The sequence below is a fragment of the Bacillus sp. LSHTCR4 genome, assembly GCF_057197025.1.
On the sequence record NZ_JBXUNO010000003.1, the window covers coordinates 145,097 to 166,946 of the forward strand.

Below are 21,850 nucleotides of genomic sequence, written 5' to 3' on the forward strand. Positions count from 1 at the left end.
CATCTAAAAATAAAAACAGCAATAGAATCTTACATTTTCTTCATATATGACCATCTATAGGTAGTTTTTCCAACTGAATTTTACACGCTATAGACTTTGTTTGATAGACTTTTCAATTAGAATGATGTTACAATTTTGTGAATTTAATCTATTAATCGTAACGTTCAGATTTTATTATGTTTTGTTATTTTTAAATAGTTTTTCTACTATTAAAACAGTGCTTTATATAGTAAATAATTATTTCCATATAATTTAAAATTTCATATATAAAAAGCATTGGTTAAAACCAATGCTTTCATCTTTACCTTTTATATTGATTCGGTTTATGCGGTTCGTTTGGAGTATGTGGTTTATTATTATCATGACCATTTCCTTTTTTCCAGCTCACTGATAACTCCGGACTTGTTTCTTCTTCACTGCGCTCAAGTAATACGACTGCATTTTGAATTGTTGGTGTACCTTTATGTGCAATCCCTTGTAGCTTCGTTAATTTCCCGATTACTTTAAAGCTAAATCCACCAGCTGGTGTTTGTTTCGGAATTAAAATGCGGAACTTTTCCCCTACATTAAATTCTGTTTTTGATTCGCCCTTTTCATTTACAAATTTCGCTCCCGCTGGTGCACCTGTTGCTTGCACTTTATACGTTCCGCTTTTTGCATTTGTTTCTACTGTATATAAGCCTGTTTCAAAGAAATCATTTTTCAATACTGCTTCTTGTTCTTCTGTAGGAGTTACACTCATCGTAATTTCTTGTAACTCTTCACTAGCATTTGCTTTTGCAACGATATCTTTCGTTACCTTTTCTACATTTTTATTACGGAAATCTAAATCATTAATATCGATTTGTTTTAACGCATTCCATACCGCAAGCTGCGTTGCATAATGCGCTTCTCTCCAATCGGAAACACCTAATTCTTGTGGACTCTTTTGTGGATATCCATTCAATAATACACGGTATACGTTAATATCCACTTTCCCCATTTCCGGTAAATCTTGACCGCTTGGAGATTTCAAATCTACATTTAAGCAAAAGGCAATTTTGCCATCTGCCGTTTTAATAAGTTCTGTTCGAATTGGTTTCTTCTTGGACTTACTATAACTCCAATCCATTTGATACTTTGTATGGTCCATAACTTCTGCGAATGCTTTTTGAAGTGGGAATAACACAAATAAAACACTTAAAAACATAGCTAAAAGTTTGAACGATTGCTTTATATTCATGTCTACAGCCCCTTAATAACAAACTTAATACTAAGTAGTATTTATTTAGAAACTATTTTTATGCACAAAAAAAAGAGTGCATAAAAGCACTCTTTTTTTCTTACTGTAATCTTAGAAATCGAAGTTATCAGGGTCTGGACCAACGCGGTGATTTTGATTTAACGCATCGATTTTTTCCATATCTTCTTTCGTTAATTCAAAGTTAAACACATCAGCATTTGCAATGATGCGGTGTTCTTTCGTTGATTTTGGAATTGTGATTACTCCATTTTGAAGATCCCAACGTAAAATAACTTGCGCTGTTGTTTTACCGTGTTTCTCAGCAATCTCTTGTAATGTTTCGTTATCTAATAATTGACCTTGCATTAATGGTGACCATGCCTCCATTTGAATACCTTGTTCTTTACAGAAAGCTTGTAGTTCTTTTTGTGTTAAACGAGGGTGGTATTCTACTTGGTTAATCATTGGCTTGATTTCTGCATCTTTCATTACATCTTGTAAGTGATGGATTTGGAAGTTACTTACACCAATTGCACGTACGCGCTCTTCTTTATAAAGTGTTTCTAGCGCTCTCCATGTATCTTTATATTTTCCTTCTGAAGGCCAGTGAACAAGATATAAATCTAAATAATCTAGTCCTAATTTTTTTAGACTCTCTTCGTATGCAGCGATTGTTGTTTCATATCCTTGATCTGCGTTCCATACTTTTGAAGTAATAAATAATTCTTCTCTTGCAATGCCAGTCGCTTCCATACCTGCACGGATTCCTTCACCTACAGCTGTTTCATTTCCATAAATTGCTGCGGTATCGATGCTGCGGTATCCTGCTTTAATTGCTGATTTTACAGCTTCTACAAGTTCTGGTCCTTCTTCTACTTTAAATACACCTAAACCGAACCAAGGCATTTCTACACCGTTATGCAATGTTGTTGTACTTTGTAAGTTTTTCATTTTATTTTCTCTCCTTTTATTTTGCTTGATCTCGTTTTTCTAATGACATACTCCACGCTGTTAAAATAACAGCGGCTACTACCATAAGGCCACCTACCCAAGCAGTATGGATTAATCCTAAAGAATTCGTTACAAGGCCACCTATATAAGAACCTAAAGCGATTCCTCCGTTAAATGCGGCAATATTAATTGCTGAAGCAACATCAACCGCACTCGGAACAAAGCGCTCTGCCAATATAACTACATATACTTGTAGCCCCGGAACATTCATGAATGCGAATAGTCCCATGAAAATAATTGTGATTAATCCAGCTACTTTAAATGGCGCTGTAAATGTTAAGACAAATAATATAATCGCTTGAATCAAGAACATGTAAAATAGCGCTCGAATCGGATTATGATTCGATAATTTTCCGCCGACCATATTCCCTATCGCAATGGCAATTCCATACACTAATAAAATGATCGTAACCGTACTTGCTTCAAAGCCTGTTACCTCTTGTAATAACGGTGATAAATACGTAAATGTTACGAATGTACCGCCATATCCTAGTGCAGTAATAATGAAGACAAGTAACAGTCTTCCATTTTTAATTAGTTTGAATTGATCACGAAACGATACAGGTACACCATTTTTTAAATTAGATGGGACTAGTATGCTGTTTGCGATAAAAGCAATAATTCCAATTATAACGATTGCCATAAACGACGCTCTCCAGCCAAATTGTTGACCGATAAACGTTCCAATTGGTACACCTGTAATAGTGGCAACTGTTAATCCAGTAAACATAATCGCAATGGCGCTAGCACGTTTATTCTCTGGTACGATTGCTGCCGCGATTGTAGATCCTATCGACATAAACACACCATGCGCAAACGCAGCTACAATCCTTGCGATAATTAATACAGTGAAGCTTGTTGCTACTGCCGCAATACCATTACCAATAATGAAAATAACCATAATCCACATTAATAATGTCTTTCTCGACATACTAGCCGTTAACGCTGTTAAAACAGGAGCTCCTACCGCCGCCCCTAACGCATATAGGGAAACAGTTAAACCAGCTGTTGTAACAGAAACATTTAAATCTTTTGAAATGGATGGTAATAAACCGACACTAATAAACTCGGTCGTACCAATCCCAAACGCACTAATTGCTAGTGCTAATAAAGCAAACATACTTCTTCGGTTCGTCTGAACTTCTGAAGATGGTACTGTATATGAACTCAATTGAATTCCTCCTTATTACAAGAAATCCAATCATAATAGTGCGATAAAAAGGCCCTTTTATCTTCTAAAAAATATATTTAATCTCTACAAATGCTATTATGAATGGTTTCATTCTTTTTTTGAAGAACGCACTTTAAAGTACTATAGGCACCAAAAAGTAACATAGTCACTTTTCAGTACCGTACTACTCATTTGCCTCTTACATGTGCTATTATGAAACATATTTAACATGATAAAAAGTACGTACTTTAAAGTGCTATAGGTACTAAAAAGTAACATTTGTATGATTTAACTTATTTTACTCACAAAGGGAGGGTTTCATATGAAGAAATACAACATTCCTGTAGAGGCGACTTTAGAAGTTATCGGCGGCAAATGGAAGGTTGTTATTCTTTGTCACTTAACGAAAGGTACAAAGAGAACGAGTGAACTAAAACGCTCAATGCCTGGTATTACACAAAAAATGTTAACGCAGCAATTACGTGAATTAGAAGACGACGGTGTTATTCAAAGAAAAGTATACAATCAAGTCCCACCAAAAGTAGAGTATTCTCTTACTGATTACGGTTGGTCTTTAGAATCCATTCTTGATTCTCTTTGTTCTTGGGGCGAATGCCATCTTGAAAAAGAAGGTAACACATCGATGCTAATTGCAGAAGGTGAATAATAGGAAAAAGGAAAAAACGAACATGAATTTGTTCATTTTTTCCTTTTTTTCTTTATATATATGTACATTTCTAACTGGAACAAAATATTTTATACGCTTTCATACCTTGTCAGTACTACGTTATACGCTCAATATCAAATAATTAGGAATCATTTTTATGTTAACATAGGTGTATATAGTATATAATATAGGATATATATTATATACACTTTCCGGTAACGGAGCTTTTCCATTATACGGACAAGCCATGTATCGGACAGTTCATAAATAATAGGTAAGACGTTATGGTTTTAGATTTATGTTTACAGCTTAGTTGCTGTCATAAATTTAAAGGCATTTTATTGTGTTTTGTGAAACTTTGTATAAAGTTTCGTAACCGTTTACTATCTTACTTATCAAAAATAAGAGTATTGCTATCGTAAAGGAGAATTGGAGATGCCAGAAACTATGACTCAAACAAAGCCAGAACAAGAAACTGTACAAATTTCTGCTAGCCAAGGACAACTTGATGTACTTGATCAGTTGTTAAAACCTGAGGTACAAGAATCATTAACAACACTAGTAGAACAGCTTCCAAAATTAACTGAGCTTGTTAACATTTTAACTAAGTCTTATGACTTCGCTCAAACTGTTGCTACTGATGAAGTATTAAAAAGCGACACTGTTGGTGCAATCACAGAGCTTGTAGAACCTGTAAAAGATACAGTGAAAAGCATGGCTGCTACTGCAATCGAAGCGAAAGATCGTGCTGACGAAAGCAACGAAGTTATCGGCCTGTTCGGTCTATTAAAATTATTAAAAGACCCACAAGCACAAAAAATGTTCCGCTTTGTGAACGCATATCTTCAAATTAGTGCAGAACGTAACAATAAATAAGTTAACTTATAACAACAATTAGTAAAGACGGGGGATATCATACTATGTCAAAACAAATTGTCATCTTAGGCGCTGGTTATGGCGGTCTTCTTGCCGCTTTAAACGTACGTAAATATTACAGCAAATCAGAAGCACAAGTTACAGTGATTAACCAATACCCAACACACCAAATCATCACTGAACTACACCGCCTTGCAGCTGGTAACGTGTCTGAGCAAGCAATTGCAATGCCACTTACAAAGCTTTTCAAAGGTAAAGATATCGATCTTAAAATCGCAACAGTTGAGTCATTCTCAGTTGATAGCAAAGAAATCAAACTAGCTGGCGGCACTACGTTATCTTACGATGCACTTGTAGTTGCTTTAGGAAGTAAAACTGCTTACTTCGGTATTCCAGGACTAGAAGAAAACAGCATGGTATTAAAATCTGCTGCTGATGCAAACAAAATCTACAAACACGTTGAAGACCGTATTCGTGAATACGCGAAAACGAAAAACGAAGCTGATGCTACAATCGTAATCGGTGGTGGCGGATTAACTGGCGTTGAGCTAGTTGGTGAGCTTGCTGACATTATGCCTAAACTTGCAAAAAGCCACGGTGTAAATCCAAAAGAAGTGAAACTTCTTCTTGTTGAAGCAGGTCCAAAAATCCTTCCAGTATTACCAGACCACCTAATCGAACGTGCAACTACTAGCCTAGAAGCACGCGGCGTTACATTCTTAACTGGTCTTCCTGTAACAAACGTTGCTGGCAATGAAATCGACTTAAAAGACGGTCAAAAACTTGTTGCTAACACATTCGTTTGGACGGGCGGCGTACAAGGTAACCCACTAATCGGTGAATCAGGTCTTGAAGTTAACCGTGGTCGTGCAACAGTTGATGCATACCTACAATCTACTTCTCACAAAGACGTATTCGTTGCTGGAGACAGCGCTGTTGTCTTCGCTCCAGACGGACGTCCATACCCACCAACTGCACAAATCGCTTGGCAAATGGGTGAGTTAATTGGATACAACTTATACGCAGCACTAGAAGGCAAAGCATTCGAAGAGTTCGCACCTGTAAACTCTGGAACACTTGCTAGTCTAGGACGTAAAGATGCGGTTGCTACAATTGGAGCAAGCAATACTCCACTTAAAGGCTTACCAGCATCATTAATGAAAGAAGCAAGTAACGTTCGTTACTTATCACACATTAAAGGTCTATTCAGCTTAGCTTACTAATCTGAATATAAGCCCGAATCATGCCCTGCATGGTTCGGGCTATTTTTATCCGTAATTTTCTCTAACTTATTTATTCGGCAGAAGAATCGTATAACCCTTTTAATTATCTAAATTTACTGATTATTTTATGTCCAAATTGTGTATACGAAAAGATGGAAGTATTCTTCCTACTCCCATCCTTTCACACAAACTATTCTCCTAACTTTACAAGGCTGTAGTTCTTCTTCCCTTTACGAATAATAATAAATCGTCCATCAAATGAATTTTCTACCGTAACATCTGTAGCCACATCTGTTACCTTTTCGCCGTTCATAGAAATAGCTCCATTATTAATATCTTCACGCGCTTGTCGTCTAGATGGTTCAATTCCTAAATCAACTAGCCATTCTACGATATTTTTCGTCTCTTTTGAAGACTGGAATGTTGGCATTTCTTTAAAGCCTTGTTCAATTTCATCGGCTGTTAACGATTTAATATCTCCGCTAAATAACGCTGCTGTAATTTTCACGGCTTGCAGGAATGCTTCTTCTCCATGAACGAATTTCGTCATTTCTTCCGCTAATACTTTTTGTGCTTCACGTTTATGAGGCTCTGTTTCTACCTTCACTGCCAATTCATCGATGCGTTCTTTCGTTAAGAACGTAAAGTATTTCAAGTATTTAACGACATCGCGGTCATCTGTATTCACCCAGAACTGGTAAAACTCAAATGGTGTTGTTTTTTCTGGATCCAGCCAAACTGCACCACCTGCTGATTTACCAAACTTCGTACCATCTGATTTCAATAGTAACGGAATCGTTAATCCAAATACTTTTGCTTCGTGCCCTTCTAACTTACGAATTAAATCTAAACCACTCGTAATATTTCCCCATTGGTCACTACCGCCAATTTGCAGTTGAACATCTTCTTTCGTGTATAAATGATGGAAGTCCATCGCTTGCAAGATTTGGTACGTAAACTCTGTGAAAGAAATTCCTGTATCTAAACGACTTGCTACGATGTCCTTTGCTAACATGCTATTAATGCTAAAGTTTTTCCCGTAATCACGTAAAAACTCAATAATATTTATTTCATGTGTCCAGTCGTAGTTATTTACCATCTTCACTTCACTATTTCCGCCAAAATCAAATAGCTTTTTCATTTGCGCTGTTAACGCATCGACATTATGCTGCACTACTTCTAACGTTTGCAGTTGGCGTTCTGATTGACGTCCACTCGGATCACCAATTGTTCCTGTTGCTCCCCCAATTAAAATTACTGGATGATGGCCGGCTAACTGGAATCTTTTCATCATCATAAACGGAATCAAATGTCCGATATGCATACTATCACCAGTCGGATCAACTCCGCAGTATAGCGAAATCTTTTTCTCTTCTACTAGCTTACGTAAACCTTCTTCGTCAGTCTGTTGATTAACGGCACCGCGCCATTCTAATTCATCAATGATATTCATCTTTTGTCATCCCCTTTATTTTTTAAAAACAAAAAATCCCTATGTCTATGACATAGGGACGATTATTCACCGTGTTACCACCCAGTTTGTATAAATAGCATAGCTACTCATACCACTCTTAGCAATAATATCGATTGCCAATCCGCTTAGCATTACCTAAGATACTCCAGAGTGTAATTCGCAAGTTTGTTTGTGCTAGGTTCCAGCATCCCCTAGCTCTCTCGTTAACAGTGACAAACTGCTACTGGGCTCTTTCAACGTATGTTATTTGTTAAATTATTAGCCATTATATTGAATTGCAAACAAATTGTCAACAATACCCAAATATTATTTTAAAATAATTCGCAGTTTCATACGTATATTTTATTCTTTATCTTCTCCAATAATCCTTACTTCACGCTCTAACTTCACACCAAATTTCTCTTCAACTGTTTTTTGTACAAAGTGAATTAAATCGATGTAATCTTGTGCTGTTCCGTTATCAACATTCACCATAAATCCAGCGTGTTTTAGAGAAACTTCCACTCCACCAATTCGCTTACCTTGTAGTCCTGATTCTTGAATCAATTTACCAGCAAAGTTATTTGGTGGGCGTTTAAATACGCTACCACATGAAGGATATTCTAGAGGCTGTTTTGACTCACGTTTAAACGTTAAATCATCCATTTTTGCTTTAATTTCTTCATGTACACCTTCTTCAAGTTCAAATCTCGCTTCAAGAATAATGTAATGGTTGTTCGCAAATACACTCTTACGATATCCAAATTCAAATGCTTCTTTCGTCAAAGTACGTAGCTCTCCATCACCTGTCATTACGACAGCTTCTGTTAATACAAACGAAATTTCACCGCCGTATGCACCTGCATTCATATATAATGCTCCGCCAACTGAACCTGGAATACCACAAGCAAACTCAAGACCCGTTAAGTTATGGTCTAATGCAATACGTGATACATCAATAATTGCTGCACCGCACTGTGCTACAATTGTCGTTCCTGTTACAGTAACACCTGTAATATGAATTAAACTTACTGTAATCCCGCGAATTCCACCATCTTTAATAATGACATTCGATCCATTTCCTAAAAACGTAACTGGAATATTATATTCATTAGCATATTTAATAACTTCTTGAATTTCATCATAATTTGTCGGCGCAACGAACACATCTGCTTTTCCGCCAACTTTAATATGCGTATGATTCTTTAACATTTCATCTTGTTTCACATGACCTTCAGGCAATACCGTACTTAAATATTCATAAACCTCTTGCATATTCATTTTACGATTCCTCTATTTCTATATTCTTTTTATCCCGTTATACGGGCCCATAATATCCCCACATACATGAAATGAACCTAAAGTGGTGGATACAGTGTACCCAAAATCAATTCGAGACACCTATTAACCTCTTAATTTATAAGAGGTGCCACTCATATTAAAATATATATTGCATAATAAAGCAACCCAAATGGGCTACTAAACTTGACATGTCATCAGAAAGACAACAATTTGTAAAATATATTACTTTTTCAAAACACTACCCTTCAGTATCTTACTATACCACACGAAAATAAAGTGGTATTTTTTTGTAATCTTTACTTTATTTTCATCAACAAAAAAAGATGCTTTTACCTATGTAAAAGCACCTTTTTCATTACTTATTTTAAATTACTTTTCGTTCTCTTCTTTTTCTTTATCAAACCATAGCAGTTCATCGTTATCCACTTCACCATTATAATTGATTAAGATTTCTTCTCCTGCTTTTATATCCTTATAAGCATAGAAGTTAAATGTATGATTCTCAAAGACAATATCATACGTCGCATTCGGTGTATATGAATGATTGAATAACATGCCGTATCCTAAAAGGATTGCCGTATGATTAATCCCATACTCAAATGCGTAGTCAGCAAGTAATGTTTTCTCAATGTGTTCATGCTGTTCATTCGGATAAGAGATAACTGGCGCTGCGTGTATCAACTCACCTTTTTTAATATCACGAGTTGCAAATACACCTCTATTAAATTCTCCATCACTAAGTTCAGAAGTCTTAACTTCGATCATATGCGTCACCTATTTAATTCTTTCTTTGAAGTATTTTAATTCCGCTATTAGCTGAATTTTATCTCCTTAAGCTTGGCAGAAAACGAGCAGAAAAGCAATTAAAATCCGAGCAAGTCTTCGTTTAAATGAAAAAAGAGCACAAACTTGTGCTCTTTTTAAGTGATATTACTTTTCTAAAATATCTTCTAACAATTTCACTTGCTCGCTAACAGTATGTAATGTCTTCACAGATGTATCATTTCGATGTTTTTCTTCTTCCACACTTGCTAACACTTCTTCTGTAGCCGCTGAAGTTTGCTGGATTACATTGGAAGCATGTGTAACATCCTTTACGATATTCGTCGTTTTAACTTGGAAATTTTCTTGATGACCAACAATTTCTCTCATTACATCATTAATTTCATCAATAAACTTCCCTAAATCCGTTACATTTGTTAAAACACTTACTAGCATTTCATTACATTCTTCTTGTACTCTTTCTGATTTCTCTACCTGCACTTCTACCTTACTTGCTTGATTACGAAACTCTTTCAAAATCCCTTGAATTCTGCCCGCAGAACGATTCGATTCCTCAGCAAGCTTTAATACTTCATTCGCCACAATAGCAAATCCTTTTCCATGCTCACCTGCTCTTGCAGCTTCAATATTTGCATTTAAAGCTAGCAAACTCGTCTGACTTGAAATATTTGTTATTACATCTACAATTTCATTAATTTGTTTCGATTGCATCATTAAATCTCTAAATATAATTCCTGATTGTGAAACAACATCATTTAAACTTCTCATATTCGCTTCAAAACTTCGTAGAGTATGTACACTACCCTTTGAAATTTCTAAGCTTTCATCAACACGAATCGATGCATTTCTTACTTGAGAAATGATTTGTTCAATATTCCCCTCCATATCATTCAATACTTCTACCGAACGATACATCATCTCTGATTGTGATTGAGTGCCAACTGCTACCTCTTCAAAAGCGAAATTAATTTCACTCATCGACTCCATCGATGTATTCATATTTTGTCTTAAATAATTAAAATTACTATCTAGTTTCACAACCGTTTCCTCAATAAGCCTTTGCGTTTCTTCTAGCTCCTGAGCTTTTCTCATTACTTCTTGCTTCTCATCGCTTAAACGAGCCAGCAAGTTAGAACCAATCTTCGTGACGCCCCACATTGCAATCGTAACGATCGCTAACAAGCTTGCGAAGTTTGCAGCTTCAGATGCTGCTGTATAAGCAAAAAATTGCTCCGGCCAATAACTGCAAAGGATGAATGTAATAACAACTGCCACTCCGCCGAGAATTACAACGAGACGTTCACTTAAATAAATAAGTGAAACGGCTAGTGTAAAATAGACCATTTGAAATACAGCTGGGCTTTCATTAAAAGCTTGTACCATAATGAAAGACATCATAAGTAACATAAATGTCATGATATATTTATACATCGCTTCCATGCCCTCTATAAAAGTAAGAAGCGTTCCAAATACAACGACAGAAATACCACAAACCCAAAACGCGATTGCTCTCGCCGTAAAAATATATCCGTAATACCCAATCGCGATGATTCCAAGGAAGAAACTACAAATCGTAATAAACAGTAATAAATGATTTTTCTGTGATTCTTTCTCAAGGTTAGAAAAACAAGTCCTCTTTAACCACTCCATATGAAGCCCCACCTTCTACTTATACATATATCAATTACTTCAGTTTAAATACCGCACTCACTGGGTTATGATCACTATTTTCAAACTTTAAATCTTTCCCTTGTACATTTACAATCTCTACATTCGGTGAAACGATAAAACCATCAATAATCGTGACGAAATTTTCACCTTCTACATATTTCTTTACATCATCTCTCACAGTCATAACAGACGGATCTACCGCCCACTTAAAGCCACCATCCGTAAAGTCCTTCGGTAACTCTACTAACCACTCAGGACGCTCCTTCACAAACTTTGGATCACTTAATTGAACATCAGAAACTAATTGATTCCAATCTCCGCCCATTATTACGTAATCACCATTTTTATAATGCTTGTTCATATATTCTTTTAAATACTCTACTTGCTGTTTTCTAATTTTCCCGCCTTCATCATAAGCAGACAAATGTAAATTTACGAGTCTAACATGTTTCCCATTATTAACAGGAATTTTATATTCCACAATTGCTCTATCTAAATCAAACAAACGCTTTGGCCAAGGCTCCATTCCAGGAAGCTGGAACCTCTTCGCTTCTTGAACAGTGTATTTAGAAAACGTACTTAATCCAGCCTCCGCATATCCCATTGGATTTGTTATTGGCACTGGAACCCATTTCGTATCGTAGTTCTTGCCAAATGACGAAACATAATCAGGTAATCCTTTTTTCAAAAATTCATGTCCATTTACATCAAATGAACGAAGTGACTTTATATCAACTTCTTGTAATAGCGCAAAATCACTATTCTCATTTTGTAAAAACGAAAGCATATTCTTTAAATTCGTTTCCGTTTGCTCTTTACTACTTGAACCAGATCCCTTTCCCCCGTCCATAAAGAAGTCTTGATCCTTATCTAATCCACCATATCCAATATTAAATGTTGTAACTTTAAATTCATTTCCTGTCGCTAATACGCGCTCTTTATTATTTTCTACCTTCAAACTTACAACATCAGCAGGCTGTTCTTTAGTAAGTGTCATATACCCTAAGAAACCACCTACAACCCCCACTCCTACCAAAATACATATAAGTACTATTTTTAATAATTTCTTCAAATAAACGCCCCTTTTCTAAAACACACAACTTAATTTTCTTTATTTTCAGTTAACTAAAACTGAATGACAGACATAAGAAATATTTTATCACACCAAAAACCTTATATCACTATATTTAGTTTATAAACAGCTTTTCTTTCTCTTACATTATCAAAAATACAAAATGCCCCAACTCCTTCACTGGAAATTAAGCGCAATGTTTAGTACACTATATGTAATAATCATAGGCGATGGAGTTCGCCATAAACGCTGCTTAGCTAATGACTCCTACCAGTATAACTACTGGTAGGAGTCTATTTTTTTGAGCAAGCTTTTTAAAGAGGTGAGAAAATTGATTTATATTATCGTTGGCATTGCCGGTATATTAGGGGCCCTTTCTCGTTATTATGTAGGTCTTACTATTCATGGATTTTGGTATCATACATTTCCACTAGCTACATTACTCATTAACTTAGTCGGCTGCTTCTTATTAGCATGGCTGACTACGTATATCGCTAAGCTCAACATCTTACCTTCAGATGTAATCACAGGCATCGGGACTGGATTCATCGGTTCCTTTACGACATTTTCAACATTCAGTGTAGAAACTGTGCAATTACTTAATCATTCTGAATGGAATACGGCTTTCTTATATGTATCATGCAGCATACTTGGTGGCCTCATTATGTCTGGACTTGGCTATACACTAGGTGATTTCTTAATTAAGAAACATCTTACGGAAGGTGATCACTTATGATGGAGGCTTTATTAGTCGCAACAGGAGGATTTTTCGGTGCGATTACACGATTTGCAATTAGCAATTGGTTTAAAAAAAGAAATAAAACTTCCTTTCCAATTGCTACATTTCTCATTAATATAACAGGAGCGTTTTTACTCGGATATATAATTGGCAACGGAGTTACTACAGGTTGGCAATTATTATTAGGTACTGGATTTATGGGTGCCTTCACGACATTTTCAACATTTAAGCTAGAGTCCATTCAGCTCTTCAATCGTAAAAACCTTGGCATACTATTTCTATATTTAAGTGCTACTTATATCATTGGTATCCTCTTCGCATTCCTTGGAATGCATCTAGGCGGAATATAAAAAAAAGCGACTCTTATCAGTCGCTTTTTTTATAAAAAGTAAGTCCCGCCATATGGAATGGAAAGTAAACTAGCTGGATACACATCATAATGTATACTTTGCATTGGAATTTGTGAGTATTGCATATGCTGTCCTTGCATCATTTGTGCAAAATATGCTTGCTGCTGCATTTGAATCACTTGATTCACAGCATGAATGGTTCCCTGTGCCCCGGCAAGCGTAATAGCTGCTCCCACTTGTCTATCATTATAAAAATAATGATTCATCATTATTCAACTCACTTATGATTTTTCTTCCATATCGTATGTTTCTATTACAGAATGAGTGTGTTATTCCGATTAATGGATCCCTCACTAATTAAATCTCATTTTATCTATTACTTTTTTTCAGCTTTGAAGTAATAAATCCAAATAATAATACACCAATACCACTAAGGAACAATACATAACTTATCGGTACTAAGAAAAAGAAAGGTTCTTCAAGGAACCCATTCGCTCCTACTTTACTGTTTGAAGCATGTATCGTTAAAGAAATAATCGCTAAAATCATGAAAGAAATAGCTACTACATATTTGTTTTTCATCCTATACTCTCCTTTAATTCTCACTGATTTTATTACCATCATAATAAGTCCAACAGCATCAAAAATCAACAATTATTTATTGTTAAACAATAAATAATTGTTTTTCATATCACAAAAAAGCTATAGATAATATTTTATCTATAGCTCTTCCAATCGGTTATTTTGTGCCAAAGTATGCCTTTTGGAACATACACATTCTTATCGCATTATGATAGTTACCATCAACGAAAAACTCATCTAACAGTTCACCTTCCACCATAAATCCAACCTTTTTATAAACATGTACCGCTTTTTCATTTTCCTTATCCACCACTAAATAAATCTTATGCATATTTAATACAGAAAAGGCGTAATCCATCGCTAAACGCGTCGCTTCCGCTGCATAACCGTATCCTTGATAATTCGGATCAATAATAATTTGAAATTCCGTTCTACGGTGAATATAATCGATTTCCACTAACTCGACCAACCCAACCATCTCATTATCTTTCTCAACGATAAATCGGCGTTCACTTTGATCATGTATATGTTTATCGTATAAGTCTTGCAGTTCCACAAATGCTTCATACGGCTCTTCAAACCAATATGACATAATATGTGCATTATTATTAAGTTCGTGTACAAACTTTAAATCTTCTCGTTCTAATGGACGTAACTTCAATTCCTGATTCATTCCTATAACCTCCAAGTAAAAGAAACCTCTTCACTTAATTTCTCAATTTTTTTCAATTTCAAACGCCCTATTTACATTGTAAACTTTCAAGTAACTTTAAGGTCAAGATATAAAAAAGTAGTGCAAACTTATGTCTGCACTACTACTCTTTTCTCAAATCTCTCATATTTGATATGTATAAAGCAATGACTAAAACAAGAATTGCTCCCGCGTATAATAACGTCTCCATCGGTTCCTCATGAGATACGATAATTAAACGAATTAACGCCGTAATTCCGATATAAATAAAATAACGTAACGGAAAATGATAGTTCGATTTAAAATACTTAATAATTAATGCAATGAACTCGAAATATAAGAAATAGACGATGATACTTTCAACTAATTTATATGACGTATACTTCTTCGCTGAAAATATGTATTGAATAAAAGTAATCGTCTCGTTAATTAAAAAGATAGATAAAACAATGGATAATATGATTAACGCTATGTTTAATATCCACTGTAAAACACTCGCGATAAAATGATCAATATTAAATTTCATTTTCTCTTTAAACTCCCCTTCGTATAAGTACGTATTCATTATAGCAAAATTATACTTACAGAAGTGTTAAATCAAATATGATCGTCCTCTTTCACGATCACCTCGCCATTAGGATATTTATGCTCAATATAACCGCTGCCCCAATCGCAAAGTACTTTTAAACCTTGTTTTAATGATTGTCCTTGTTCTGTAAGCGAGTATTCAACTTTCGGCGGTACTTGATTGTATACCTTTCTAGTTACGAGCCCATCCTTTTCAAGCTCTTTCAATTGCTCAGTAAGCATCTTTTGTGTAATACCAGTTACCAATCTTTTTAACTCACCCGTTCTTGTCGGTCCGCTTGTTAAATGATATAAAATGTGGGATTTCCACTTTCCTCCGATCACATCCAAAACGACTTCAACTCTATTGTTATACTCTTTTTTCATACTGAACTCCTTCTGTATTTTAATAGGCACTTTCTCGTGCCTATGTCACGAGTTGGTGTCTATATCACGGAAAAGTGCGTACTTTTCATAGTACCTGTACTATACCATAATGATGCATGTAAGCAACTTAGTGGAGGTATTTAAAAATGAAAAATGAAAATCGTACTGCAAATTTTTATGATGTGATCCATGAGCGTCGTTCCGTTCGTTCCTATGACCCATCCGTTACAATCTCTGACGAAGAAATTAAAGAACTTTTAGAAGAAGCAATGTTAGCACCAAGTAGTTCTAACTTAAACCCATGGCGTTTCATGGTAATTACAAATCAAGATTTAAAAGAAAGGCTTCATCCAATCGCTTTAAATCAACCACACGTGTTAGAAGCATCTGCTATGATCGTAATTTTAAGCGAAAATAATGCTCATGAATTCGAACATATCAATAAGGTGAATGAACGTGCAGTAGCTGCTGGATTCATGACAGAAGAAGTTAAAAACAGACTGAACAACAGCATTCGTGAATTTTATGCACCTGTCAGTGACCAAGGAAAACGAGAATGGCAAATGCTTGACGGTGGTTTGTTAGCTATGCAATTGATGCTTGCTGCAAAAGCGAGAGGATATGATACAGTTCCAATGCTTGGCTATAACGTTGAAGAATTCCGCAAAGTATTTAACATTCCAGAAAACTTAACTGACGTTTTAATGATTGCATTAGGTAAAGCGAAAGATCCAGGATTCCCAACAGTTCGATTAACTGTAGATGAAGTAACTTCTTGGAATGGCGATTTTTAATCACCGGTTTCATCGTACTTTTGAAATGAAAGTACGATGAAATCTATTAGTTAAACTATGATCGACTACTTGTACAAAAGAAAGGCGGAGAAAACAATGCTTGAAGTTTTAAATCGAATTAATGAACTAGCTAACAAACAAAAAGAAGCAGGTTTAACACAATCAGAATTAGATGAGCGTATAGAATTACGCGAGAAATACCTTCAAATGATTCGCGGCCAAATCCACACCACTGTTACAGGATTAAAAATATTAGATCCTTTAGGAAATGACGTGACACCTGATAAATTAAAGGAACGACAAAAGCTAGCACTAAAAACTGATAATAACGCATGAAATTACCAAAATCCTTTGTTACTTAATGATTCGTCTAGGTAAACATATTATTAGATGGATCATTAAGTTAACCTCTACTTCTCTATCCACTTATCCTTCTAATTACTATTTCTAACATAAAAAATCCCAATTCTACTTAATATCGAATAGTACCTTACCAATTTTTTATATCTTTCACCTTTCGCAAACTTTTCTCCACTTACATTTTTATGTAAATAATGTATAATTATACTATAGGGGGCATGGTATAAATGTTAAAAACAGTAGGAAAAACACTTATTACAATTTCTTTATCTGCTAGTTTATTAGTTGCATGCAGCAGTCAAAAAGAAACAGCGACACAACCGCAACAACAAGATCCGTCTAAACCTGTGGAAAAATCAGAGCCACAAAAAACAGAAAATGTTACTGGCAAAGAAGAAACCACGAAATCGAAAGAACAAGATCAATCTAAACCTACTCAAAAATCTGAACCACAAGAAACAAGCAGCATTACTACCAAAGAAGAAACAACGCAATCACAAAAACAAGATCAACCTAAACCTACTCAAAAATCTGAACCACAAGAAACAGGCAGTATTACTGGCAAAGAAGAAACAACGCAATCACAAAAGCAAGATCAACCTAAACCTACTCAAAAATCTGAACCACAAGAAACAGGCAGTATTACTGCCAAAGAAGAAACAACGCAATCACAAAAGCAAGATCAATCTAAACCTGCTCAAAAATCTGAACCATCAGAAACAGGCAGTATTACTACCAAAGAAGAAACAAATATCATTTCAGACACAGACGCTAGAAAATTAATAGCTAAATTCCTTGGTATGAATCCAGCTGAAGCAATTAATATAAAAAATTATGGGAAAACGAAAGATGAAAAAGAGGGATATACTGCAAGAAATAACCCTGAATTCGTCGGTCACACCGGTGGTACAATGTTAATTGGATGGTTTGCAATAGATCCAAAAACAAAGGAAGTAACAGAAATTGAGCCAACAGATATGAAATAATAATTATTTTGTTATTAAAAATATACCAATTGAGAAAAAATCAAAAACCATAACCTCGCCATCCGGCAAGTTATGGTTTTTATCCTACAATTTAACTCTACCTAGAAAGTTATCCACGCCTTCATTGGAAACCAAATGTGCTTTTAGTCAATAATAGCCTTCACTGCCTATAAGATGTACTTCAGAGATTCATAAACCCTTGGTGATTAGCAGTTGTACAGCCACTACAACTCTCCCATTACCTTCGTTAGCTTTTGAAGTGCTGATAAAAGGTTTGTTAATTCTTCAGGTGATAAACTTGCATAATACTTTTCAGAAACTTGCTCCATATATGCATCCATTTCTTGTTTGTATAACAAGCCTTTCTCCCCTAATTCAACTGAAAATGCACGTTTATCTTCTGCATGTTGCCTTCTGAAAATGTATCCATCCTTTTCAAGTTTGACTAACTGTTGGCTAATGGCACTCTTCGTTACATTCATTTTTTCTGCTAGCTCTTTAGGAGTGGATGATGGGTACCGAATAATTAATGTTAATAACGTGTATTGCTGATTATTTAAATTGAAATTCGTATAAGATCTTTCTTTCGCTTCAAGTAATATCCATAATTCTTCAAGCGTTAGATTGATTTCCTCAGCTATATTTTTATTTTTCATACTTGTCTCTCTCACCTTTTCTTCTCCAATTTTTCGGATTTAAATACTTTTTATATTTTGTCACCACTTCTTTGCCAACAAAGACAGCACCTATTAAAAATAGAATTTCTCCTATTACTATACACCCTGGAATAACAATGGCCTTTATCTGAGTCGAAAGCGAAGTAAATTGTATGATTAAAGCACTCGCCCAAAGTAAAACATATATGATTAGAAGCCCTATTCCAACTTTAAAAAGCAATGGCTTTTTTTGTTTATTTTCGTTTGAAACTATTTCTTTTTCCATTTCAAAACCTCCTGAATATAATTTAGTTTAGTTAACTAAACTAAATTATATATCAAGATTGATTTGATTGCAATGTTTAAAAAAAGCTGCTGTCTATAAAATATAGACAGCAGCTTCAACTAGAGTGGCTTGTATAATCTATGCAAGCTACAGTATTTTTTACATTTTATAACTAATAAACAGCGATCGGCCCATAAGGACCATTAATAATCTCTATTTTTGTTTCAAAAATATCTGTCAAAAGTGTTGGGTCCATAACTTCTTCTACTGTTCCAAAAGCAGCAATTTGTCCATCTTTCATAGCACAAATTTTATCAGAGTATTTGGCTGCAAAATTTATGTCATGCATAACAGTCAAAATTGTTCTTCCAAATTCATTAGCCGCACGTCTCAAATGCTCCATCATTTGAACAGAACGAGCAACATCAAGATTATTCAGCGGCTCGTCCAAAAGTACATATTCAGTCTCTTGGCACAATACCATCGCTACATATGCCCTTTGTCTTTGACCACCAGAAAGCTCATCTAAATATCTATTCTCTAAATTAGTTAAATCTAGAAAGTCGATATATTTAGAAATAATAACTTCATCCTCTTTCGTTAATCTTCCCTTTGAATAAGGAAAGCGCCCAAATCCAACTAATTGTCTAACAGTAAGCCTAGTTACAAAATGATTTTCTTGTCGCAATATAGTCAAAACTTTTGCTAAGTCTTTTGATTTGGATTCAGAAACATCCATATTTGCTACCTGGATTTGACCTTCATCCATATCTAAAAGTCTACCAATCATCAAAAGTGTCGTTGACTTTCCAGCACCATTTGGTCCAATTAAAGAAGTAAAGCCTGCTTTTGGTATTTCAATATCCAAAGGTCCTATTTTTACCTTATCCGTATAGAACTTTTTAACATTATCAATTTTTATCATAAAGCCCTCTTCCTTAAAACTATAGTTAAGAATATAATTCCACCAAATAATTCAATAATAACTGAAACTACACCTTGAGCATGGAATACATGATACATTAAAAAGTATGCACTCGTCATTATTAAAAATCCTATTGCAAAAGCCATCGGGAAAATATATCTATGATCATACGTTGATGCCGCCTGATAACTCAAAGTCGCTACTAAAAATCCGTAGAAAGTAAGTGGCCCAATTAAAGCTGTTGAAATAGACATTAAAATAGCTACTAATACAAGCGTATAAATGACACTAGGTTGATATTTAACTCCAAAGGAAGTAGCAACATCCTTTCCTAGTGACAAAACATTCAAATTCTTAGAATGAGCAAAAATTAATACTGCTATAATTATGACCATAGGAATTACAACCGGAAAATAAGCAGGATCTGCATGATTAACAGAACCAAATAATCTTGCTTGTAAAATATCAAATTCTGAAGGCGCAAGTAGTTTTCTCATGAAAGTTGACACAGAATTTAGCCCGGTACCAATAATAATTCCAACTAAAAGCATAAGTTGTAAATTCCCGTATTTACCGGAAAGTAGCCATCCATAAAGTATCAAACTCATGAAGACCATAACAACGACTTGAAATAAAAATGATCCAATTCCATTAAAATTGATCAATGCACTAGCACCAAAAAAGAATACTGTACTCGTTTGAATTGCTGAATAAAGTGATTCGAAACCTAAAAGTGAAGGGGTAATAATCTTATTATTCGTAATGGATTGGAAAGCAACTGTCGACAAGCTATGGCAAACAGCTGCAATAATCATTGCAACAATAGCTACTATCCTTCTCTTAACAACTGGGATAAAAGAAGGTGAATCTATCGGAACTGGATTGTTATACACTAAAAGTCCATATGAAGAAAGGAGGCCTAAAGCAATCAATGTTATGAGTAAAATCCAATAACGTCTTGCTTCCTTCTTAGAACGAAAAGCGCTAGCTGATCTACTTTCATTATGAAGGCTAGAACCGACTTCAACATTTTCTTTATTTCTATAATCTAATGTGATCATCGTAGCCTCCTTGGTTTTCTTTTTCTCAATAAAATAGTAATAAACACGACCGCTCCCACTGATGCAAGTATTAAAGAAACAGGTAGTTCAAACGGCTTTATAATTGTTCGAGAAATGATGTCACAGGCAGTTATTGTCCCCATTCCAATCACACAAACCCAAGGCAAATTACTCCTAAGATCGTCACCTCTAAACATGGAAACAATATTTGGGACAATTAACCCCAAGAACGGTAAGTTTCCAATAACAGCTGCAACAATTCCAACTGCAACAGAGATAAGAGCAGTCCCAAAAAGAACAATTCTATTGTAATTAACTCCAAGGCTTGTTGCGACATCTTCTCCTAGTCCAGCTAAAGTCAATCTATTCGCATACATAAAAATAAGCAAAGTAACGATAACAATTAGCCATAAATATTCATATCTTCCCACCTGAATGTTAGCAAATGAACCTACAAACCAAGTTTCAATACTTTGCGTCATTTGAAAAAGGAGTCCCATAAAAGTAGACACTGCAGAAATAACTGCTCCAAGCATCAATCCAATAATCGGGACAATTAAAGACGAACGAAGCTTAACTCTTCTTAAAAATAAAAAGAAAATCATAGTTCCTATAAAAGAAAAAATGATTGCACCAGTCATTCTTTGAACTAAAGTCGGAGCAGGAAATAGTAAATACACAAAAAGCAGGCCTAAGCCTGACCATTCAATCGTCCCCGTTGTAGTAGGTTCAACAAAACGATTTTGTGTAATGAGTTGCATGACGAGCCCTGCCATTGCCATCGCAGCTCCAGTAAGCATTAATGCAACTGTTCTCGGAACACGAGTGATGAAAAACATCTCCATTCCGTCCTCTTGTCCACGTATATCATAAACGCCAGTAAACAGTGATATAATCCCTAAAATTATAACAACTATAACTGCTATTATAAAAGGTTTTGTCCATATTTTATTGTGATTATAAAACTGGGGTTGAGAAGCATTCTCAACCCTAGAAATCATATTTTTTGACACTG

General features: G+C 35.2%; 26 protein-coding genes, 1 riboswitch and 1 other annotated feature. Of the genes, 8 read left to right on the forward strand and 18 right to left on the reverse strand.

Going from position 1 to position 21,850, the window contains the following annotated elements:
* Positions 1–301: 301 nt before the first annotated feature.
* From AC2CGR_RS20320 to AC2CGR_RS20330, 3 genes are all read right to left on the reverse strand, one after another.
* Positions 302–1,222, reverse strand: coding sequence for a thioester domain-containing protein (locus tag AC2CGR_RS20320; RefSeq protein ID WP_484481096.1), 921 nt, complete (start codon positions 1,220–1,222; stop codon positions 302–304).
* A 111-nt stretch (positions 1,223–1,333) separates the two neighbouring features.
* Positions 1,334–2,173 (reverse strand): aldo/keto reductase, encoded by an 840-nt coding sequence (locus tag AC2CGR_RS20325; RefSeq protein ID WP_484481097.1) that lies wholly within the window; start codon positions 2,171–2,173, stop codon positions 1,334–1,336.
* 16 nt (positions 2,174–2,189) lie between these two features.
* Positions 2,190–3,353, reverse strand: a complete 1,164-nt coding sequence (locus AC2CGR_RS20330; protein ID WP_484481154.1) for an MFS transporter — start codon at positions 3,351–3,353, stop codon at positions 2,190–2,192.
* Positions 3,354–3,726: 373 nt separating this feature from the next.
* On the opposite strand from AC2CGR_RS20330, the gene AC2CGR_RS20335 reads away from it, so the two are divergent.
* The 3 genes from AC2CGR_RS20335 to AC2CGR_RS20345 all read left to right on the forward strand — a co-directional run bounded on the left by AC2CGR_RS20335 (position 3,727) and on the right by AC2CGR_RS20345 (position 6,170).
* Positions 3,727–4,071: a winged helix-turn-helix transcriptional regulator gene (locus tag AC2CGR_RS20335; protein WP_000760481.1), complete on the forward strand. Its 345-nt coding sequence runs from the start codon at positions 3,727–3,729 to the stop codon at positions 4,069–4,071.
* A gap of 435 nt (positions 4,072–4,506) precedes the next feature.
* Positions 4,507–4,947, forward strand: a complete 441-nt coding sequence (locus AC2CGR_RS20340; protein WP_001115309.1) for a DUF1641 domain-containing protein — start codon at positions 4,507–4,509, stop codon at positions 4,945–4,947.
* Positions 4,948–4,991: 44 nt separating this feature from the next.
* On the forward strand, positions 4,992–6,170 hold the full coding sequence (locus AC2CGR_RS20345) for an NAD(P)/FAD-dependent oxidoreductase (RefSeq protein WP_000043198.1): 1,179 nt from the start codon (positions 4,992–4,994) through the stop codon (positions 6,168–6,170).
* 190 nt (positions 6,171–6,360) lie between these two features.
* Here the strand turns inward: AC2CGR_RS20345 and tyrS are convergent, their stop codons facing one another.
* The 5 genes from tyrS to AC2CGR_RS20370 all read right to left on the reverse strand — a co-directional run bounded on the left by tyrS (position 6,361) and on the right by AC2CGR_RS20370 (position 12,451).
* Positions 6,361–7,623 (reverse strand): tyrosine--tRNA ligase, encoded by a 1,263-nt coding sequence (gene tyrS / locus AC2CGR_RS20350; RefSeq protein ID WP_131101018.1) that lies wholly within the window; start codon positions 7,621–7,623, stop codon positions 6,361–6,363.
* Positions 7,624–7,674: 51 nt separating this feature from the next.
* Positions 7,675–7,890: a binding site (T-box leader), on the reverse strand.
* Positions 7,891–7,986: 96 nt separating this feature from the next.
* Positions 7,987–8,904, reverse strand: coding sequence for a UDP-N-acetylmuramate dehydrogenase (murB, locus tag AC2CGR_RS20355; protein WP_001057083.1), 918 nt, complete (start codon positions 8,902–8,904; stop codon positions 7,987–7,989).
* A gap of 390 nt (positions 8,905–9,294) precedes the next feature.
* Positions 9,295–9,690, reverse strand: a complete 396-nt coding sequence (locus AC2CGR_RS20360) for an SET domain-containing protein (protein ID WP_000573649.1) — start codon at positions 9,688–9,690, stop codon at positions 9,295–9,297.
* 165 nt (positions 9,691–9,855) lie between these two features.
* Entirely contained in the window at positions 9,856–11,358 is a 1,503-nt protein-coding gene (locus tag AC2CGR_RS20365) for a DUF4077 domain-containing protein (protein ID WP_484481098.1), read from the reverse strand.
* A 34-nt stretch (positions 11,359–11,392) separates the two neighbouring features.
* Positions 11,393–12,451, reverse strand: a complete 1,059-nt coding sequence (locus tag AC2CGR_RS20370; protein WP_131101020.1) for an endonuclease/exonuclease/phosphatase family protein — start codon at positions 12,449–12,451, stop codon at positions 11,393–11,395.
* A gap of 217 nt (positions 12,452–12,668) precedes the next feature.
* A riboswitch (Fluoride riboswitch) is annotated at positions 12,669–12,728 on the forward strand.
* 54 nt (positions 12,729–12,782) lie between these two features.
* Here AC2CGR_RS20370 and crcB (AC2CGR_RS20375) point away from each other — a divergent pair.
* Positions 12,783–13,187 (forward strand): fluoride efflux transporter CrcB, encoded by a 405-nt coding sequence (gene crcB / locus AC2CGR_RS20375; RefSeq protein WP_131102666.1) that lies wholly within the window; start codon positions 12,783–12,785, stop codon positions 13,185–13,187.
* On the forward strand, positions 13,184–13,540 hold the full coding sequence (gene crcB / locus AC2CGR_RS20380; RefSeq protein ID WP_087968635.1) for a fluoride efflux transporter CrcB: 357 nt from the start codon (positions 13,184–13,186) through the stop codon (positions 13,538–13,540). The genes crcB (AC2CGR_RS20375) and crcB (AC2CGR_RS20380) overlap by 4 nt, the downstream gene beginning before the upstream one ends.
* Positions 13,541–13,569: 29 nt before the next feature.
* Here the strand turns inward: crcB (AC2CGR_RS20380) and AC2CGR_RS20385 are convergent, their stop codons facing one another.
* The 5 genes from AC2CGR_RS20385 to AC2CGR_RS20405 all read right to left on the reverse strand — a co-directional run bounded on the left by AC2CGR_RS20385 (position 13,570) and on the right by AC2CGR_RS20405 (position 15,767).
* On the reverse strand, positions 13,570–13,809 hold the full coding sequence (locus AC2CGR_RS20385; RefSeq protein ID WP_131101022.1) for a DUF3947 family protein: 240 nt from the start codon (positions 13,807–13,809) through the stop codon (positions 13,570–13,572).
* A gap of 100 nt (positions 13,810–13,909) precedes the next feature.
* Entirely contained in the window at positions 13,910–14,161 is a 252-nt protein-coding gene (locus AC2CGR_RS20390) for a DUF3955 domain-containing protein (protein WP_131102668.1), read from the reverse strand.
* 118 nt (positions 14,162–14,279) lie between these two features.
* A complete protein-coding gene (speG, locus tag AC2CGR_RS20395) occupies positions 14,280–14,795 on the reverse strand; it encodes a spermidine N1-acetyltransferase (protein WP_001071086.1) in 516 nt (171 codons plus the stop codon).
* A 142-nt stretch (positions 14,796–14,937) separates the two neighbouring features.
* Positions 14,938–15,339, reverse strand: coding sequence for a phosphate-starvation-inducible protein PsiE (gene psiE / locus AC2CGR_RS20400; protein WP_000671174.1), 402 nt, complete (start codon positions 15,337–15,339; stop codon positions 14,938–14,940).
* 71 nt (positions 15,340–15,410) lie between these two features.
* On the reverse strand, positions 15,411–15,767 hold the full coding sequence (locus AC2CGR_RS20405) for a winged helix-turn-helix transcriptional regulator (protein WP_087968638.1): 357 nt from the start codon (positions 15,765–15,767) through the stop codon (positions 15,411–15,413).
* Between the two features lie 146 nt (positions 15,768–15,913).
* Here AC2CGR_RS20405 and AC2CGR_RS20410 point away from each other — a divergent pair, with 146 nt between their 5' ends.
* The 3 genes from AC2CGR_RS20410 to AC2CGR_RS20420 all read left to right on the forward strand — a co-directional run bounded on the left by AC2CGR_RS20410 (position 15,914) and on the right by AC2CGR_RS20420 (position 17,907).
* Complete coding sequence (locus tag AC2CGR_RS20410; protein WP_270184673.1) at positions 15,914–16,561, forward strand: nitroreductase family protein; 648 nt, start codon at positions 15,914–15,916, stop codon at positions 16,559–16,561.
* A 96-nt stretch (positions 16,562–16,657) separates the two neighbouring features.
* Positions 16,658–16,897 (forward strand): DUF896 domain-containing protein, encoded by a 240-nt coding sequence (locus AC2CGR_RS20415; RefSeq protein WP_087968640.1) that lies wholly within the window; start codon positions 16,658–16,660, stop codon positions 16,895–16,897.
* Between the two features lie 251 nt (positions 16,898–17,148).
* Positions 17,149–17,907: a hypothetical protein gene (locus AC2CGR_RS20420; RefSeq protein ID WP_087968641.1), complete on the forward strand. Its 759-nt coding sequence runs from the start codon at positions 17,149–17,151 to the stop codon at positions 17,905–17,907.
* 224 nt (positions 17,908–18,131) lie between these two features.
* Here AC2CGR_RS20420 and AC2CGR_RS20425 read toward each other — a convergent pair whose 3' ends face one another.
* From AC2CGR_RS20425 to AC2CGR_RS20445, 5 genes are all read right to left on the reverse strand, one after another.
* Complete coding sequence (locus AC2CGR_RS20425; RefSeq protein WP_029440948.1) at positions 18,132–18,563, reverse strand: MarR family winged helix-turn-helix transcriptional regulator; 432 nt, start codon at positions 18,561–18,563, stop codon at positions 18,132–18,134.
* Complete coding sequence (locus AC2CGR_RS20430; protein WP_484481099.1) at positions 18,553–18,849, reverse strand: transporter suffix domain-containing protein; 297 nt, start codon at positions 18,847–18,849, stop codon at positions 18,553–18,555. Before AC2CGR_RS20430 ends, AC2CGR_RS20425 begins: the two co-directional genes overlap by 11 nt.
* A gap of 172 nt (positions 18,850–19,021) precedes the next feature.
* On the reverse strand, positions 19,022–19,774 hold the full coding sequence (locus AC2CGR_RS20435; protein WP_087968642.1) for an iron ABC transporter ATP-binding protein: 753 nt from the start codon (positions 19,772–19,774) through the stop codon (positions 19,022–19,024).
* Complete coding sequence (locus tag AC2CGR_RS20440; protein WP_270184672.1) at positions 19,771–20,835, reverse strand: iron chelate uptake ABC transporter family permease subunit; 1,065 nt, start codon at positions 20,833–20,835, stop codon at positions 19,771–19,773. The genes AC2CGR_RS20435 and AC2CGR_RS20440 overlap by 4 nt, the downstream gene beginning before the upstream one ends.
* Positions 20,832–21,848 carry an ABC transporter permease gene (locus AC2CGR_RS20445; RefSeq protein WP_087968644.1) on the reverse strand — a complete coding sequence of 339 codons (1,017 nt, stop codon included), beginning with the start codon at positions 21,846–21,848 and terminating at the stop codon, positions 20,832–20,834. Before AC2CGR_RS20445 ends, AC2CGR_RS20440 begins: the two co-directional genes overlap by 4 nt.
* Positions 21,849–21,850 lie beyond the last annotated feature (2 nt).